This window comes from Micromonospora sp. CPCC 205739 (assembly GCF_036906795.1).
GTDB lineage: Bacteria > Actinomycetota > Actinomycetes > Mycobacteriales > Micromonosporaceae > Micromonospora.
The window spans coordinates 25372-40358 of sequence record NZ_JBAKHS010000023.1 but is presented as its reverse complement, the minus strand read 5'-3'; the positions used below and the strand labels follow the sequence as shown (position 1 = coordinate 40358).

The following is a 14987-nucleotide window of genomic DNA, read 5'->3' as shown; positions in this document are numbered from 1 at the left end:
CCCACCAGGGGCGGGACCGGGTCCCCGGGACGCCGACGGGCCAGGCAGGCCGGCGAGGTCATCCGCCGCGCGGCGTCAGCCGGTGATCCGCCGGGGCCGGCCGGGTGGGCCGCCCGGCTTGGACCGGTAGGCGGGCAGCCCGATGGCGACCGCGAGCATGCAGGCCGCACGGGTGTCGAACGCGTCCGAGATGTCCTGGTCGCAGAAGGTCAGGCCCGTGCCGCCGTGACCGAGGGCGAAAGCGGCCAGTTGCAGGCGGCCGGCGGCCACCCCGGCCTCGAACTGGGCGACCCGGTACCCGCGCTCGCCGTACCCGTCCAGCACCTGGTCCAGATCGGCGCAGGCGAAGTCGGTGTACGCGGAGTCGCCGCCGAGCGGCTGGTCGACGCAGAGCCGCTGGCTCAACGCCCGTACCTCGGGCTCCGGTGCCGGTCGGCGCCGCCGCGGCGGGCCGTCGGCCTGCTGGTACAGGCCCGGCTCCGTGCCGTGCACCGCGTGGACCGCGACCTCGTGCGAGAGCAGGGTGCTCCCGGGCGGGATCGCGTCGGCGGGGACCGCTCGGGTCGCCGCCGACATCGCCCAGTGCAGCAGCTCGGCGGGGGCGGGTTGAGGGCGCATGCGCCGGGTGGAGCCGCGGCGCAGGATGACCGACTCGATCGGCTCGCTGCCGGCCGCAGCCGGTGCATCGACGGTGTCGGTGGCGCGGGGCAGGCCCGCGACGGCGGCCGCCCGCCAGCCGGTCACGTCGTCGCCCGTGGCGAGTTCACCGGCCTGCTGCACCCGGACGACCAGCGGGAACTCGACCGGCGCCGGGGATAGCGGCGTCGGGGGGAACGGCGGCGGAGGTAGCTCGACCGCTTCCGTGGAGGCGGTCGCGGTGGGCCGGCCGCAGGTGATCACCGCCACCGGGAACTCCGTCACGCCGTCGACGCCGAGCAGGCGAGACACGGCGGCGTCGGCGAAGCCCAGCCGCACCCGCGCCGGCAGCCCGTGGCCTTCGGCGACGGCCAGCAGATTCGCCACCATCGTCCCGGCGTCCCAGTAGACGTGCCGCCAGCCCCGTTCGGCGTACTTCCAGGCGGTGCGCCACGGGAGGCCGGTGACGACGAGGGCGAGCGGGCTGGCCGCGACGTCGAGGTCAGCGGTGGCGTCGGCCAGCGCCCGGCGGTGGTCCCCGGCCACGAGTGCCTCCAGGCCGAACACCTCCGGCGCGAAGTGGTACAGCCCGGCGTCGAGCCCGGCCACCTCGTTGACCACCGCGTACACCTCAAGGGGGTGGAGGTTGCCGGCCGAGGGGGCGGCCCGGAACCAGAGGTTGTCTCCGGCAGTTCGAGTGACCCCCGCCGAGTAGAACAGCAGCCGGGCGAGGAGCTCGCCGTCGATGGTCGGGTCGCTCGGCGGTACCCGCCCGGACAGGGTCACCGCGGCCGGGGCCCCGGTTGGCGGCAGGTCGCGGGGCAGGGGGTGAACCGGCGCCCCCAGGTGGCGTTTGAAGGGCCGGGGCTGGTTGCCCGGGTCCATCGGCACGAACCCCGGGACATCCGGTAGCCGGCCGCCGCGACACTGGTTCGTCTGCCGGTGGTAAAGCCGGGTCACCTCGCCGGTACGCATCCGCCGGAGGCCTCAGTCGCCGTTGGAACCGGCAGCCTCGACGATCGAGACGGGAGTGCCCAGTTCGACGGTACGGGAGACGGTGCAGAGCCGTTCGTGCGACTGCTGCAGCGACCGGGGCAGCGCCTCGCGCGCCCGGTCGCCGTCCGCGCCCACCGGGAACGTCACGGTGAACTCCACCCTGAGGTTCTGCATCCGGTTTCCTCCGGCCTCGTCCCGGATCTTGTCGCCGGTGACTTCGACGGAGAACTGGGTCGGCTCGGCGCGGCGGCTGGTGATGTGGTCCACGTCTATCGCGGTGCAGCCGCCGATGGCAGCCAGGAGCAGTTCCACCGGCGTGAAGCTGCCGTCCTCGCCCGTGCCCATCGACATCGATCCGCCGCGGGCGTTCCGCACGACGTACTTCCCCACGCTGGTGCGCTCGATCTCCACCGAGCGGAAGGTGTCTTCACTCATGACAGGGAAACTACCGAGGCCTTCCGGTCCCGAGCCACCGATCGGCCCATCCTCCACCGTCGTAACCGCACTCTGGGCAACGGCGGTCGCGGTAGGTTGCACAGTCATGGCCACGACCGCCGACGTCCGTCAGGAACTCGCCAGCCTCGCCGACCCGCGGCGGGCGGAGGCATCGAGCCGGTTTCTGCAGATGACTCCGGGCGGGTACGGCGAGGGCGACACCGCCATCGGTGTCTCCGTGCCGGAACAGCGCAGGGTGGCCGCCCGGTACTGGCGCGACCTCTCCCTGGCCGAAACGGCGAAGCTGCTGACCAGCAGCGTGCACGAGGAGAGGCTGACGTCGCTCTTCATCCTGGTCCGCAAGTTCACCAAGGGAGACGAGGAGGAACGGGGCCAGATCTTCAGCATCGTCCTCGCCAACACCGGCCACATCAACAACTGGGACCTGGTGGACTCATCCGCGCCGTACATCGTCGGCCCCTGGCTGATCGACAAGGACCGGCGCGTACTGGATCGGTTGGCCGAGTCGAGCCTGGTGTGGGACCGGCGCATCGCCATCATGGCAACGTTCGCCTTCATCCGAGCCGGTGACTTCCATTGGACCTTCCGCCTCAGCGACCGGCTCCTGCGCGACCCGCACGACCTCGTCCATAAGGCGGTGGGCTGGATGCTGCGCGAGGTGGGCAACCGTGACAGAGCGGCGGAGGAGGACTTCCTGGCCCGGCGTTACCGGGTCATGCCCCGGGTCATGCTGCGGTACGCGATCGAGAAGTTCGAACCGCAGCGACGTCGGGAGTACCTGTCCGGCGTGGTCTAGATGATTGAGCGGTCAGGAGACCGCGGCCTTCACCAGCTCGACGACCTTCTTCTCCACCGCGGGGCTCCACTGCTTCAGTGCGTACGCCACCGGCCACAGGTCTCCGTCGTCGAGGTTGGCGGTGTCCTGGAAGCCCAGGGTCGAGTACCGGTAGTTGAACTTGCCCGAGTCCTGGAAGAAGACGACGATCTTGCCGTCCGCGTTCGCGTAGGCGGGCATCCCGTACCAGGTCTTCGGCGACAGCTCCGGGGCGGCAGCGGTCACCGCCATGTGCACCCGCTCGGCGAGCGCACGGTCTTCCGGCGCCATCTGCGCGATCCGGTCGAGGATCGCTTGCAGCCCCTCGGCCTTCTTGGCCCCCTTCTTGCCCTCGGCGCGCAGCTCGGCGGCGCGCTCCTTCATCGCGGCACGCTCCTCGGGGGTGAAGCCGTCGGACACGGTGGCGGAGTTCTTGGCGGACATTCTCGGGCTCCCCTTTGCTGTGAAGGCTCGGCGTGATGCCGGCTACCTGGGGAAAGGCTAGGCCCGACGACACCCCTGGAGCTTCTTGATTCCTGATCAGATGGCCGGCCCAGCCGAGGCGTTCATCCTCACTGAGGGAACGTCCAGTTCTGCTGGCCGGAGCCCGCAGGGCGACGAGGCGGGCCGAAGCCTGGCCAGGAGCGTCCTTCACCCGCACCAGCCCTCAGGAACGGGCACCTCCTTGCCGCTGAGGCGTCGCGACGGCCCCAAGCTGACCCCGGATTCCTAGCCCCTTCAGCTGTGGCAGCGAAGATCCCCGCCGCCGGGCACAAAGCTGATCTCAATCCTGATCTTGCCGTACCGTCGTGGACCTGGAGGATGCTGCCCATAGACCAGGAGTAGGCGGACCTTGCGCCCGTTCGTCGCCCGATTCGCGCACAACTGATCTGTCCGTGCTGGACCCGGCACGATCTCCCAGTGGCCCGCTGTCAGCAAGGTCCGGTAGTGGTCGATGATCGGGCCCATCGAGCTGCCGGGGCGGCAAGCTGATGTCCGCCGAAACGCGCCCCCAGTCGTCGCTTTCACCCCCGCACGGAGCTTGATCGATACGGTCGAGGGTGGTGCCGGATGGAGGAGAGGTCACCACTCGGTCTTGTGCCAACTGCTCGGCCAACCGGTGATCGGCGTTCGTGCACTCGATCGCCCGCGCTCCCGGGCTCTCGATCGGCTCGCCGAGTTGCTGGACGGCGAGGCCACACAACACCAGAACACCGACCAGCACCGTGCCGACTACGGCGATGCGGGCAAGGACTTGCTGGGGCACCCGCCGAGGGTAGAGCAGGTAGACCGTCGGAGCGGTCTGGTCGGAGTCGGTGTCGCGGGGCTGCCGGTCATCGATGTCCAGGCCGTGATGAGCCATGAGAAGCCACGCACGACGCGATACTGGGATCGAACCAGTGACCTCTTCGGTGTGACTCTCGGCGAGCAGGTCGGGTCGGGCTTGATACGAGGTCAGACGGCCTGCTGAGGCCCGCCCCGGTCGGGTGCGGCTGACACGGTTGCTGTTCCTCACTGCTGTACTGCTGGCATCAGACGAGGCGCTGCACGCGGACCTCCGGGCACTCGTTTCTGAGGTGGCCCTGCTTGTGTTGGCGGACCTGCTCGTCCCAGACCTCCTGGTCGTCGTCCGGGTCCGGCGGGATCCATCTGTGGGAGCCATCGCTGTAGTGGAATTCCTCGTTGCCAGGCCGCAGGATGCTCACCGCATCCAGCCGAGGAAGCGCCGATACGGGTGCCCAGATCAGATCGGCGGTGGCAAGAACGGGTTGCGCCCCCATATGAAGAGACAGGGACACCGGAGCATCCTCGAACTCTGCTCGCAGCGTCGGACCACGGAGCCAAGCCGTTCCGCGTACTGTCTGCCAGGTGAACTGGCGCTCACCGAGACCGGCCGTCATAGCGGCAGCGCTCGGTGCTGCCTTCGTCCTCTCTGCCGCCGTCTCGCTCACCGCGCCGATCTTGGCCCAGAGCAGTCATGGTGGCAGCACTGCGGCAGAACCGACCGCCCCCCGATACATCACCTGTTTCCAACCCCCGCAACCGACCGGAGCGGTGCCCGATCCATGCTGGGACCTCGCCGTCGCGGCGGGCCGGAGCACGCCGAGCCAGGCGGCGAGGGAGGCCGCCCGACTCGCCGCCGTTGAACTCCGAACGGAGTTGTCGGCCTTGGTGGATCGACAGCCCTCGGTCTGCGTGACGACTGCGGCCGGCGGTCCCGGCCCCTGTGGTCGCGACAACATCGACGCCGGCGAGCTGCGAAACGCGCTGAATCATGTGGGTCTGGTCGACCATGTCGTACGGCCCGCGCGGTCCGACGACATCACCGAGGGCAAGGGGCTCGTGTTCGCCGCGCGGGTTGAAGGTGCCTGCGTGCTCGGCTACGTGCTTTCCTCGGGCGAGGCGGCCGACGTAGCTGGGACGCTGCCCGATGGCACGTGCTTGTCCCTCTGAGCAGTCCTCGACGCCGATGGGCCGCAACTGTCACTTGGCGTCGATGGTCTTCGTTGGTTACCGACGGTCCCCCTTTGACGGCCTGGACCTGGTCCCCGTCGGCCCACTACGCCGACTCTCCGCCCCGCTCTGACCCCTTGGTTGCAAGAACTGTGCGCTTCGTCTGCCGGCGTTCGCATCCGTCGACTGCCTCGGCCGACCGTCCACGCGACGCCGGGCGTGATCGTCTTTGTTCCGGCTCGTAGTTGTCACCGTTCCTGTCGCAGCCCACCTCGGCAGAAGGTCACCACTCCCGTGTCCGCCTGTTGCATGAGCAGCCGGGCCATCGCCAGCGCCGATCGGGTGATTTCATTCGATCATGATGCAGCCCCTACGCCGTGCCGCCTACCGGCTCTACGCCCGCCGCCTCCGCACCCAGCTCGGCGGTAAGTCGATGCCACGGCACGTAGCAATGGTGATGGACGGCAACCGCCGGTGGGCCAAGCAGGAGGGCTTCGATGACCCCCGGGTGGGCCACCGATACGGCGCGGAACACATCCACGAGGTACTGGGCTGGTGTGCCGACATGGGCATCCATCACGTCACTCTGTTCGTCGCCTCCGTCGACAACATGCGTAAGCGGGCATCCGAAGAGGTAGAGAACCTGATGCAGATGATCGAGGAGGTCGTCGCGGAGCCTCTCCTCCGTCCGACCAACCCCTGGCAGCTTCACCTGGCCGGCCGCGCGGACGTCCTACCCGACTCGACACGCCACGCCCTGAAACTCGCGGAAGACGCCACCCGTGAACGCGGTGCCGACTTCCACCTCACGGTCGCCATCGGCTACGACGGCCGCGAGGAGATCGTCAGCGCAGTTCGTTCCCTGCTGGAGCAGGAGGCACAAGCGGGCGCCACACTCGACGACGTCGCACAGCGGCTGACCGCCGACGATCTCGCGGCGCACCTGTACACCGGCAATCAACCCGACCCTGATCTGGTCATCCGCACGAGCGGAGAACGCCGCATGTCCGGGTTCCTGCTCTGGCAGGCCGCCTACTCCGAGTTGTACTTCTGCGACGTGTACTGGCCCGGCTTCCGGAAGGTCGATTTCCTCCGCGCCCTGCGCTCCTACTCGGCCCGCAGTCGACGATTCGGAGCCTGACAACCATGTACCGCGCTCCCGGTTCCGTGGCGCATCCGCAAAGACCGGCGACCATCAGACGTTGCAGCGAACCAAGAGCCGCTACGCCCCGCCAGCGGAAACGGTCCTCGACACCTGCTCACGGGGCGTCTCGGGCTGCCATCGGTGGTGGCTGGTGACGACGTTCGGCGGTGTCTTGTGCCCCGTGTGTGCCTGACACTGCGAGGAGCGGACGAGCCGGGTCAGTGTCGCCTGGCGCTGCTCAACGGGTCCGCCGAGGTACGGGCCCGTCCGTCAGGATGCACCGCCCTGGCTACTCGCGTGGCTACTCGACCGCGGGTTCAGGGATGGCCGACGCTCTCCGGTCCCGGGTGATCCGCTGCCCGCTGGCGCCCCTGCCAGACGCGGCGAGGGCGACCGGTCGCGTGTGCGGCGAGGGCGGACATGAGGTGCGTGGCGTCTCGTCCGACGCCGCGCAGGGTGTTCGAGGCGAAGGATCGCTGGAACTCCAGCCCGAGGTAGGCCAGGCCGGGGTGAGTTGTGGAGATCCCGCCCGCCTGCCGGGGAATGCCGTGACAAAGGGTGTCGAGGGGCGTGAGGTAGGCGAGGTCCGGCCGGTAGCCGGTGGCGAAGATGACGGCGTCGACCGGCTCGCTGGTGCCGTCGCCCCACACGACGCCGTCGGGGGTGAAGGCGGTGAACATGGCACGCCGGGGCAGTTCGCCTGAGGTGACTGCGGCCCGGTATCGGCCGGTGTCGAGCACGGTGGCGTGGCGGACGAGGCGGGTGAGGACCGCGCGCGGGAGTCGGTCGGCGCCGGTGACGCGCAGCCAGAAGTGCAGGTCCCGGCCTCGGATGCGCTGCGGCAGGAACTGGACCGGTTCGCGGGTTGCCAGGGTGACCCGGGCGTGGGCGGTGAGTTCGTAGGCAACCTGGATGGCGGAGTTGCCGGCGCCCACAACGACGACCCGCTTGCCGGCATACGCCTCGGGACGGCGGTAGTGGGCGACGTGTCGCAGGTCTCCGCCGTAGGCGCTCTGGCCGGGCAGGGTCGGCAGGTGGGGGTTGCCGAAGGATCCGGTGGCGGCGACGACCCCGGCTGCGGGCAGCTCGTCGCCGGTGTCGGTGCGGACGAGGTATCCCCCGCCGGGGCGGGTGTGCACGGCGACGGCTTGAGTGCGGGTGCGGATGTCGACGTCGAGAGCCTGGGCGTAGCGGCGCAGGTAGGCGGTGACCTCGTCGCGGTGGGGGTAGCGGTCCGGGTCGCCGTCGAATGGCATGCCGGGCAGGGCGCTGTAGCGGGCGGGCGAGAAGAGGGTGAGGCTGTCGTAGTAGTCCGGCCAGGAGCCGAGCGGCTCGGCGCCGGCGTGCAGGACGACAGGTCGCAGCCCGGCGACCAGGGCGGCATGGGCTGCGGCGAGGCCGGACTGGCCGCCTCCGATGATGATCACGGGCTCGGTTAGAGCAGTCACGACACGATCATATCGTCGTTTTGTTGAATGACAATATGATGACGGCAGGGGAAGGATGGGCCCATGACGCACGCCGCTGCCGAACAGCCGACGAGCGAACCCGCGGCGCACGACACCGCCGCTGCAGGGGGACTCGCACCGCAGACCCACGAGTTCCTGAAGGCACTCGGCAGTCCGACTCGGCAACGGATCATGATGCTGTTTGCCCGCGGCTCCGAACTGTCCGTGGGAGAGGTGGCCCAACGCACCGGCATCAGCCAGGCCACTGCGTCGCAGCAGTTGATGCTGCTGCGACGAGGAGGGGTGGTCACCTCGCGGCGCGAGGGCAAGACGGTGTTCTACCGGGCCGACCGTGACGGTGCCCTCGCTGCTCTCGCAGACCTACGGTCCTACCTCGCGACCTGCTGCTGACAGTACTGCCGACGTCACCGAGGTCAGCGGTCGCGGTAACCCTCACAGGTCGAGCGACGTCCACGGCTGTTGGTGCTTCGTCTCCCGTCCCTGCCACCCCTGGGCAGATGTCGACCTTGACGCCGGAGAGCTGACCATCGGCCGCAAACTGCAACGGGTGCGCGGCCAACTCCTGCACTGCGACACCAAGACCCAGGCATCCGACGCCATACTCCCCCTGCCGGACATCTGCTTGACGGTACTAGCAATCAGAAAGGCGCAACGGGACGGAGCACGAATGACCGTCGGCAAGGCGTGGCACGAAACCGACCTCGTATTCACTACCCGCTATGGCACGCCCATAGAGCCGCGCAACTTCCAACGCTCGTGGCAGACGAGGTGCGGGCAAGCCGGAGTCAGGCCGATCACGGTTCACGACGCCCGGCGTACCTGCGCCACGCTGCCCTTTTACCTGGCGTTGACCTGTCGGCGGCCTGGACGTGGTCTTCCTCGACGACGCGCTCGTGCCTGCGATGCCTGTTGGCTACGGGGCTCACGTCGGTGGGGCCAGGTAGTTTGCCGACAGTGAGTATGTGGGTCTACTTCCAAGGGCTCGAATCCTCCGAGCTGCCCGGGCACCCGGCGGGGTTTGAGTCCCTGTTCGATGTGGAGTTCGACGAGCTACGCCGGCGGGCCCGGGCAGGTGACGCAGTATGGCTGGAGAGCGGCTTCTTCCAGCTGGACGAGCTTTACTTGTTCCAGTCGCAGCTGGGCGGGGACCGGGCGCTCCCCGTTTTCGGAGGGCGGCACATACCGGACCCCGGCGGTGGTCCGGGCCACGTGACGCTCGAGCCGCCGGACGTCGCGCGCACGGCGGCGTACCTGGAGAGAGTTTCGTTCCCGGACCGGTGGCAGGAGTGGCGGCAACTGCCCTCGTCCGAGTCGGATGAGGACCTGCGGGAGCGCCTGGCTCAGTACCACGAGGACCTTCGGGCCTTCTACGCCAGGTCCGCGGAGCGGGGCTGGGCGGTGGTCAAGCACTTTTCGTTCTGACCTGCTCGGGGTTACCAGGTCGGCGGCCGGAACCGCGAGGGATCGCACAGGTAGGACGGCCAACCTGAGGCTCTGACTCCTTGACCCCCAGGCAACCAACACGGCGTGCTGACCCGCGCCCTTATGAGCACCTAGTTGCGGAAGCTCTCCACCGGAGTCCGTGGGCGTTCACCGCTGTTCGTACCCGTCGTCACCCAGATAGTCACTCAGCCGTTGCTGGGACTGGAGATCCCTCGTTCCGCGAAGGACGCTGCGACGTCATCGAAGACCCTGACGGCAAGCTCCGGCTGCGCGACGGCATCCGACAGTGGCAGCTCCAGCTGGGGGTCGTACCCGGGTAGGCCCGTGACCTTTTGGACGGCTTCGCCGAGTTGATACAGCGCCGTGACGATCACCCGGGCGTCTTCACCTCGGTACCAGTAGGGAACCGTGATCCCAGCCTCGTCTGCGTAGTAGCTGATCTGGATACCGGTCGGCTCGTGGGTCAGCTCGTAGTTGTGGGCCCCCTCGAAGACGGAAACCTCACCAAGCACCTGCCGCGCCGCCGCCACCAGTCGGGCCCACGCCTCCGCGCGTGGACGCTCGTCGCTTTCGGCCTCCTCCGCCGCGTCCAACGCGTCATCCCAGGACTGGTCGTCGCTCCGGGGCACGAAGATCAGGTCGAAGCTCATGGCGATGGACCGTACATCCCTCCGCTCTCTCAGGGGAGTGTCGCGGACCGTCAGTTTGCTACGCACGCGGCTCGACAGCTGTTGTGGGCAGGCACGGTGGCCGTTGGGCTCTTACGCGAAGGACGCTCATCGAGCCCATTATCATCAAGGAATCACGAACCTAGGCTTCGTAGCCGGTCTGCGATCACGAAGGCTGCGTCGTCCGGTCCCTTACTCACCCTTGTGCCGGTTATGGCGTCGGCCAACGCGATCATCGCATCCGGCGGCAGGCTGTTCGCTCCTCGACGTACGGGCAATCTCACCTGGAGTCCCGAGTCTGGGGATTGAGCGATTAGCAGTGACATGGCGCCTCGCCGTGGATCATCCTCCATGGCGATATTCGCCGTGGACAGGTCCACCCAACGCGTCCGGAGCCACAAGCGCTCACCGAGCAACGTCCCGTCCAGCCATGCTCCGTACAAGGGCACTCCGATCATCGCCAAGCTGACCGCTCCTACGATGTAGGCACCCCAGAGGAACCCGGCAGAGACGAACAGGTGGGGTAGAAGCGAGCCCCACACGTTGATCGGGTTCGCTGTAAGCGACTCGAAGATCAGGTCGAAGGGCACCCAGAGCAGGACCCCTGTAACGACGATGAACGGCAGACTGAATACGAACGCCCTAATCTTCCCCGCTGCACCGGCACCCACCGACAGCCGAACCCTCGAACGTCGTCGCATGCCCGGCGACTTTATCTACGTAGATCCAGCCTGTGGCCATCCGACCTGGCGGGCCTTCCCGTGAAGCGAGGATTGGCGCGGTCCGTTGCGACGAGGTGGTGGTGGGGATGCGGCGCGTGTCCCCCGGGCAGGCCCTGGCCTGCCGGCAACGCCCGCCCGAGGGGTCGCAGAGGCTCCGGGGCCAAGGGCGGCCCGCAGGGCCGTCGCGCAGCGACGCGAAGCGCCCTTGTCCTTGGAGGGGCGGCCCCGCACACTCCGCGCCGCATCCCCACCACGGCCGGCCGTGACTCGCGCTACGGCGCGCCGGTGCGACGGCCGCCGCGCCCCGGCCGGCTGCCGGCCCACCACACCATGGGTCAACCGTCTGTCGTGCTGCGGCGGCCCTCCGGGCTCCCCGCTCTCCGCGCCAGCCGCCGGGCATCAGGCGTGACGGCCGCAGAGCGACAGCGGCAGCGGCCGGCGCGCGCCCAGGCGGCGGCGCGTGCGGCCCGCTCAGGGCCGCCTTGAAGACGTACAGAAACTCTGAACCACATCGCCGGCAGTCCGATGTCCTCCGTCGACTGATGCGCGACACTCGTCCGCCAACTGATCTGCGACACCTTCGCGCGCGGATTGCGGCACGAGAGTGCCCGGCGCCGGCCCCTCGACGCGGCGAAGCGAAGCACTCGGATGCCGGGCCACGTCGCGCGAGGGAGCAAGGACTCAGCGGGCGGGCACCGGCTCGGACGACGGCCGCCACTCCCGCCTGATCAGCCCGTAGACCCACGAGTCGGAGACCTCGCCGTTCACAACGCAGTCTTCCCGCAACGTCCCTTCACGCACGAATCCGAGCTTCTCCAGCACGCGGGCAGATGCCTCGTTGCGTGTATCGGTCTCAGCCTGGACGCGATTGAGGTCCAGCGTGTCGAATGCCCACCGCAGCAAAGCGCGCGCGGCCTCCGTCGCGTAGCCGTGACCCCACGCTGCATCGTCGAAGCAGTAGCCCAGCGATGCGCTGCGGTAGTCCGGATTCCACCGGTTCAGGCTGCACCAGCCGATGAACGCCCGCTGGAGACACGATCCACGGCCAGCCGCGCCCCGGTGCCCTCCTCTACCATCTGCCGGCAAGCCGTGATGAACCGCTCGGCGCGCACGCGGTCGCTCCACGGCGGCGCGTCCCAGTAGCGCAGCACGTAGGCGCTGCTGTGCAGCGCGAAGAGGTTGTTCGCATCCGCGTCGTCGAAGGGACGCAGCCGAAGGCGAGCGGTGTGCAGCGTGGGCGTGGGCAGCGACATGCGCGTCAGCTTCTCTTCCGGGATTGGTGGCCGATCAACCAGACATCTGATGCCGGCCACTCGCAACGGGCTTTCTCGGCGGCGGGCGGAACGACGTGCCCGCTCATCGGCTTTGATCGAACGGCACCGCTACACGCAGATCACGTACGGCACTCGTGGCAGGCGGGCTCGTGCGGCCTCACATCCGGGATTTCAGCACGTCGATCTCGCAGCCTGGCGCGGCCGGGTCGAAGCCGTGTTGTACCAGCCAGCGGATCGCCAGCAGGCTTCGCATTGACCACCACGCGCGGATGACGTCGAGGTCGACGTCGGTGCCATAGCCGGCGACGACGTCGCAGAGGTGCTCCTCGTGTCCGAGCGTCAAGCTGGCGAGGTCGTACAGGGCATCACCCTGGCCCGCCTCGGACCAGTCGACCACACCGGTGATCTCGTCGTCGTCGACGAACACATGGGCGATCTGCAGGTCGCCGTGCATGAACACCGGAACCCACGGCCGAAGCGCAGCCTCGGCAACCCGGCGGTTGCGCGTGACCAGGTCAGCGGGAAGGACGCCGTTCGTGACGAGCCACTCGCATTCACCGTCGAGGCGCGACGCCAACTCGTCGAGGCGGCGACCGGGCCATGGCGGCAACGGCGCGTCGTGCAGCATCCGTGCGGCGGCACCAGCCGCGGCCCACGCCGCCGAAGACGCGGTCGACGGCTCGCCGAGGCGGCCGAGTGCCGTCCCGGGGAGGGCGGCGAGAGCGAGCACGGGCGGCTTCCGCCACAGGATCTCCGGAGTAGGGATCGGCGCCATAGCCATCGCCTCGACCTCGACATCGGTGCGAGTCTGATCAGCGTCGATTTTCAGGAACACGTCGCCGACGCGCACGGTCGCGCGCTCGTGATGGGCGACGACGACCTCGACCTCTTCCACGTCGGCCAGTGTCGCGGACATGACCACCGACGTCACGCCCTATTTATGGTGGGCGATGCTGGGATCGAGCCAGTGACCACTTCGGTGTGAACGCGGCTGCGGGGCACCGACGGCTGTCGTCTGCTGCCAGAGAACCTCAGTCCATGCACGTTGTTCGGGCTCCAGCGACGTCCGGTGTTATCGGTTGCCGTCGCGTTCGCTGCCTCTCTGCTGCTCTCGCGCCTCCCATCACCCGCACGCGGCCAGGTCGCTACGCTTCTGCGGTGACGAATGGCGCCGGTGTCGCATTGGGTGTCGAGGCCGCTCGGCGGTTAGCCCAGCTGGATCTGGTGGACATCCAACCGGGGCTCACCGACGCCGAGTTCGTCAGCATCGAACGACGGTTCGGCTTCGAGTTCGCCGAAGACCACCGCGCCTTCCTCGCAGCCGGGCTGCCAGTCTGGACACCTGGCCACGACGACCACCCCGACAAGGCAAGTTGGGGTTGGCCCAACTGGCGCCAGCTCAACTCCACCGACCTGCAAGAGCAGGTTGACTGGCCGCACGCAACCGTGCTCGACGGCATCCAGCACGGGGAGTGGCCACCCGGGTGGGGCAATCGCCCTCACGACCTCGTCAAGCGAATGGCCAAGGCGAAGCGACTTCTCGCCGACGTTCCGCGCATGATCCCCGTGTACGCCCATCGCTACCTGCCGGCTGGTCGGGGCTCCTTCGGGCATCCCGTACTCTCCATCCACCGACTGACCGACACCATCGTGTATGGCCACGACCTCGCCGACTACATCGATCAGGAGTTCCGAGAGCCCAGGGTGACTGTGGCCTTCTGGCGTGACCACGTGTAGGAGGTGAGGACCGACGCCCGACTGCTTGACGTTCCTCATAGAAGGAGACGATCCGCTGGTCAAGCTCACCGTCTCGGTGTTACATGCCGGTGCAGTGATCGGCCATCTGCCGCACATCGTCTGCCGTCGCGGAAGGCTCGACCGCCAGGACCACAAGATCGAAACTCACCGCTACATGCTCCCTGACCAGGATCGGCTTCGTCGACCTCTACCCCCACCGTCAGTTTGGAAGGTGCCGAGCAGCTTGGGAATCGGGTTGATCTACACACCAAGTAGTCGCGGTGCCTGGTGGATGACCACGGAGCGTTCGCAGCCGGGCTGCTGGGGCGCTCGTGTGGGCTGGTGCTGACCGCTGCATCGGGCACGCAACGGGCACGGCCTGCACTGCTCTGCTGTATCAGCGGTCGATCTGTAACCTCTCCGCGTGACGCCAACAATACGCACCACACGGGCGAGCCGGCGAAAATTGGTCCGCTGCCCGATCCTCAAACACTGCTTCTCGGCACGGACTGGGCCTCGCTCTGGCACGCGTATGGACCGGCCGAGGATACGCCGTCGACGCTCGCCAAACTGATGGACGATGAGCCCGCAGTCAGAGCTGACGCGCTGGAGCACCTCTTCAACACGGTGTACCACCAGAACAGCATCTATCCAGCAACCGTACCGACCACCCTGTACCTCGCGGCGATCCTGTCCGAACCTCGCGCCGCCACCACCCTCATTGACGAGCGGATCCGCTCTCGGATCGTCCCGCCCCGCCCGCTGCGAGTGCTGCTCCTAGATCGGCTCGGGGGAATTGCCTACGACGTCGACGACGCCGTAGTAGCACAGCTAGAACGCTTCGGCTTCTCCCTAGACGGCTACCCGGCAATGGCTGAACTCCGCGCCCAGCGCCCTGTAATCCTCCAAGCCGTCTCCGCCTTCCTGCACGACCCTGACCCTGCCACCGGCATGCGGCCGCCATTGCGGCCGCGCTGCTCCTCGACACTCCCGACCTGATCCGCCGAGCGGACCTTCTTCCATTGATACAGGCCGCATCAGCCGAAGCCACTGATGAGCGTCAGCGTGATCGCGCCACCGACATTCTTGATGCCTGTGCTACAAAGACCGAAACCGCAACACCGCCTGTGAGCGAGCTTTGACGCAGATACGAATGGCTTCGCGATCCCGCTCA

General features: G+C 68.1%; 18 protein-coding genes and 1 pseudogene. 8 read left to right on the top strand and 11 right to left on the bottom strand.

From position 1 onward, the window contains the following. Window positions 1–75 precede the first annotated feature (75 nt). Both V6U88_RS25660 and V6U88_RS25655 read right to left on the bottom strand, forming a co-directional pair. On the bottom strand, window positions 76–1521 hold the full coding sequence (locus tag V6U88_RS25660) for a SagB family peptide dehydrogenase (protein ID WP_334456805.1): 1446 nt from the start codon (window positions 1519–1521) through the stop codon (window positions 76–78). A gap of 102 nt (window positions 1522–1623) precedes the next feature. Beyond that, complete coding sequence (locus V6U88_RS25655; RefSeq protein WP_334456803.1) at window positions 1624–2067, bottom strand: OsmC family protein; 444 nt, start codon at window positions 2065–2067, stop codon at window positions 1624–1626. Window positions 2068–2173: 106 nt separating this feature from the next. Between V6U88_RS25655 and V6U88_RS25650 the strand changes: the two genes are divergently transcribed. Beyond that, the gene (locus tag V6U88_RS25650) at window positions 2174–2884 is read left to right on the top strand and encodes a DNA alkylation repair protein (protein ID WP_334456802.1); all 711 of its coding nucleotides are present in this window, start codon (window positions 2174–2176) and stop codon (window positions 2882–2884) included. Window positions 2885–2896: 12 nt separating this feature from the next. Here the strand turns inward: V6U88_RS25650 and V6U88_RS25645 are convergent, their stop codons facing one another. Continuing rightward, a complete protein-coding gene (locus V6U88_RS25645) occupies window positions 2897–3346 on the bottom strand; it encodes an iron chaperone (protein ID WP_334456799.1) in 450 nt (149 codons plus the stop codon). Window positions 3347–3998: 652 nt separating this feature from the next. Between V6U88_RS25645 and V6U88_RS25640 the strand changes: the two genes are divergently transcribed. Beyond that, on the top strand, window positions 3999–4373 hold the full coding sequence (locus tag V6U88_RS25640; RefSeq protein ID WP_334456797.1) for a hypothetical protein: 375 nt from the start codon (window positions 3999–4001) through the stop codon (window positions 4371–4373). A 61-nt stretch (window positions 4374–4434) separates the two neighbouring features. Here the strand turns inward: V6U88_RS25640 and V6U88_RS25635 are convergent, their stop codons facing one another. Beyond that, on the bottom strand, window positions 4435–4701 hold the full coding sequence (locus V6U88_RS25635; RefSeq protein WP_334456899.1) for a hypothetical protein: 267 nt from the start codon (window positions 4699–4701) through the stop codon (window positions 4435–4437). Between the two features lie 70 nt (window positions 4702–4771). Between V6U88_RS25635 and V6U88_RS25630 the strand changes: the two genes are divergently transcribed. Both V6U88_RS25630 and uppS read left to right on the top strand, forming a co-directional pair. Further along, window positions 4772–5356: a hypothetical protein gene (locus V6U88_RS25630; RefSeq protein WP_334456796.1), complete on the top strand. Its 585-nt coding sequence runs from the start codon at window positions 4772–4774 to the stop codon at window positions 5354–5356. Between the two features lie 358 nt (window positions 5357–5714). Further along, the gene (gene uppS, locus V6U88_RS25625) at window positions 5715–6497 is read left to right on the top strand and encodes a polyprenyl diphosphate synthase (protein WP_334456794.1); all 783 of its coding nucleotides are present in this window, start codon (window positions 5715–5717) and stop codon (window positions 6495–6497) included. 320 nt (window positions 6498–6817) lie between these two features. Here uppS and V6U88_RS25620 read toward each other — a convergent pair whose 3' ends face one another. Next, on the bottom strand, window positions 6818–7948 hold the full coding sequence (locus V6U88_RS25620) for a flavin-containing monooxygenase (protein WP_334456793.1): 1131 nt from the start codon (window positions 7946–7948) through the stop codon (window positions 6818–6820). Window positions 7949–8011: 63 nt separating this feature from the next. Here V6U88_RS25620 and V6U88_RS25615 point away from each other — a divergent pair, with 63 nt between their 5' ends. Both V6U88_RS25615 and V6U88_RS25605 read left to right on the top strand, forming a co-directional pair. Continuing rightward, window positions 8012–8359, top strand: a complete 348-nt coding sequence (locus V6U88_RS25615; protein ID WP_334456791.1) for an ArsR/SmtB family transcription factor — start codon at window positions 8012–8014, stop codon at window positions 8357–8359. Between the two features lie 570 nt (window positions 8360–8929). After that, window positions 8930–9391 carry a DUF1877 family protein gene (locus tag V6U88_RS25605; protein ID WP_334456897.1) on the top strand — a complete coding sequence of 154 codons (462 nt, stop codon included), beginning with the start codon at window positions 8930–8932 and terminating at the stop codon, window positions 9389–9391. Window positions 9392–9597: 206 nt separating this feature from the next. Here V6U88_RS25605 and V6U88_RS25600 read toward each other — a convergent pair whose 3' ends face one another. The 6 genes and pseudogenes from V6U88_RS25600 to V6U88_RS25580 form a co-directional block, all read right to left on the bottom strand. Beyond that, window positions 9598–10062 (bottom strand): hypothetical protein, encoded by a 465-nt coding sequence (locus V6U88_RS25600; protein WP_334456789.1) that lies wholly within the window; start codon window positions 10060–10062, stop codon window positions 9598–9600. A gap of 152 nt (window positions 10063–10214) precedes the next feature. Then, complete coding sequence (locus V6U88_RS25595) at window positions 10215–10781, bottom strand: hypothetical protein (RefSeq protein WP_334456788.1); 567 nt, start codon at window positions 10779–10781, stop codon at window positions 10215–10217. A gap of 702 nt (window positions 10782–11483) precedes the next feature. After that, complete coding sequence (locus tag V6U88_RS25590; protein ID WP_334456786.1) at window positions 11484–11624, bottom strand: GNAT family N-acetyltransferase; 141 nt, start codon at window positions 11622–11624, stop codon at window positions 11484–11486. 24 nt (window positions 11625–11648) lie between these two features. Beyond that, window positions 11649–11888: pseudogene (locus V6U88_RS30395) on the bottom strand (GNAT family N-acetyltransferase); the annotation flags it as partial. After that, window positions 11801–12055 carry a GNAT family N-acetyltransferase gene (locus V6U88_RS25585; protein ID WP_334456784.1) on the bottom strand — a complete coding sequence of 85 codons (255 nt, stop codon included), beginning with the start codon at window positions 12053–12055 and terminating at the stop codon, window positions 11801–11803. The pseudogene V6U88_RS30395 and the gene V6U88_RS25585, both read right to left, overlap by 88 nt. Window positions 12056–12233: 178 nt before the next feature. After that, complete coding sequence (locus tag V6U88_RS25580) at window positions 12234–13007, bottom strand: phosphotransferase family protein (RefSeq protein ID WP_334456783.1); 774 nt, start codon at window positions 13005–13007, stop codon at window positions 12234–12236. 227 nt (window positions 13008–13234) lie between these two features. Here V6U88_RS25580 and V6U88_RS25575 point away from each other — a divergent pair, with 227 nt between their 5' ends. Both V6U88_RS25575 and V6U88_RS25570 read left to right on the top strand, forming a co-directional pair. Further along, window positions 13235–13813 (top strand): hypothetical protein, encoded by a 579-nt coding sequence (locus tag V6U88_RS25575; RefSeq protein ID WP_334456781.1) that lies wholly within the window; start codon window positions 13235–13237, stop codon window positions 13811–13813. A gap of 288 nt (window positions 13814–14101) precedes the next feature. Beyond that, on the top strand, window positions 14102–14812 hold the full coding sequence (locus tag V6U88_RS25570) for a hypothetical protein (protein ID WP_334456780.1): 711 nt from the start codon (window positions 14102–14104) through the stop codon (window positions 14810–14812). Window positions 14813–14987: the final 175 nt, after the last annotated feature.

Excerpts from the sequence above, each read along its gene's own strand:
- V6U88_RS25585 (WP_334456784.1), bottom strand. The coding sequence starts at position 12,055 with ATGTCGCTGCCCACGCCCACGCTGCACACCGCTCGCCTTCGGCTGCGT.
- V6U88_RS25645 (WP_334456799.1), bottom strand. The coding sequence starts at position 3,346 with ATGTCCGCCAAGAACTCCGCCACCGTGTCCGACGGCTTCACCCCCGAG.
- V6U88_RS25650 (WP_334456802.1), top strand. The coding sequence starts at position 2,174 with ATGGCCACGACCGCCGACGTCCGTCAGGAACTCGCCAGCCTCGCCGAC.
- V6U88_RS25595 (WP_334456788.1), bottom strand. The coding sequence starts at position 10,781 with ATGCGACGACGTTCGAGGGTTCGGCTGTCGGTGGGTGCCGGTGCAGCG.
- V6U88_RS25660 (WP_334456805.1), bottom strand. The coding sequence starts at position 1,521 with ATGGACCCGGGCAACCAGCCCCGGCCCTTCAAACGCCACCTGGGGGCG.
- V6U88_RS25600 (WP_334456789.1), bottom strand. The coding sequence starts at position 10,062 with ATGAGCTTCGACCTGATCTTCGTGCCCCGGAGCGACGACCAGTCCTGG.
- V6U88_RS25615 (WP_334456791.1), top strand. The coding sequence starts at position 8,012 with ATGACGCACGCCGCTGCCGAACAGCCGACGAGCGAACCCGCGGCGCAC.
- V6U88_RS25605 (WP_334456897.1), top strand. The coding sequence starts at position 8,930 with ATGTGGGTCTACTTCCAAGGGCTCGAATCCTCCGAGCTGCCCGGGCAC.
- V6U88_RS25655 (WP_334456803.1), bottom strand. The coding sequence starts at position 2,067 with ATGAGTGAAGACACCTTCCGCTCGGTGGAGATCGAGCGCACCAGCGTG.
- uppS (WP_334456794.1), top strand. The coding sequence starts at position 5,715 with ATGATGCAGCCCCTACGCCGTGCCGCCTACCGGCTCTACGCCCGCCGC.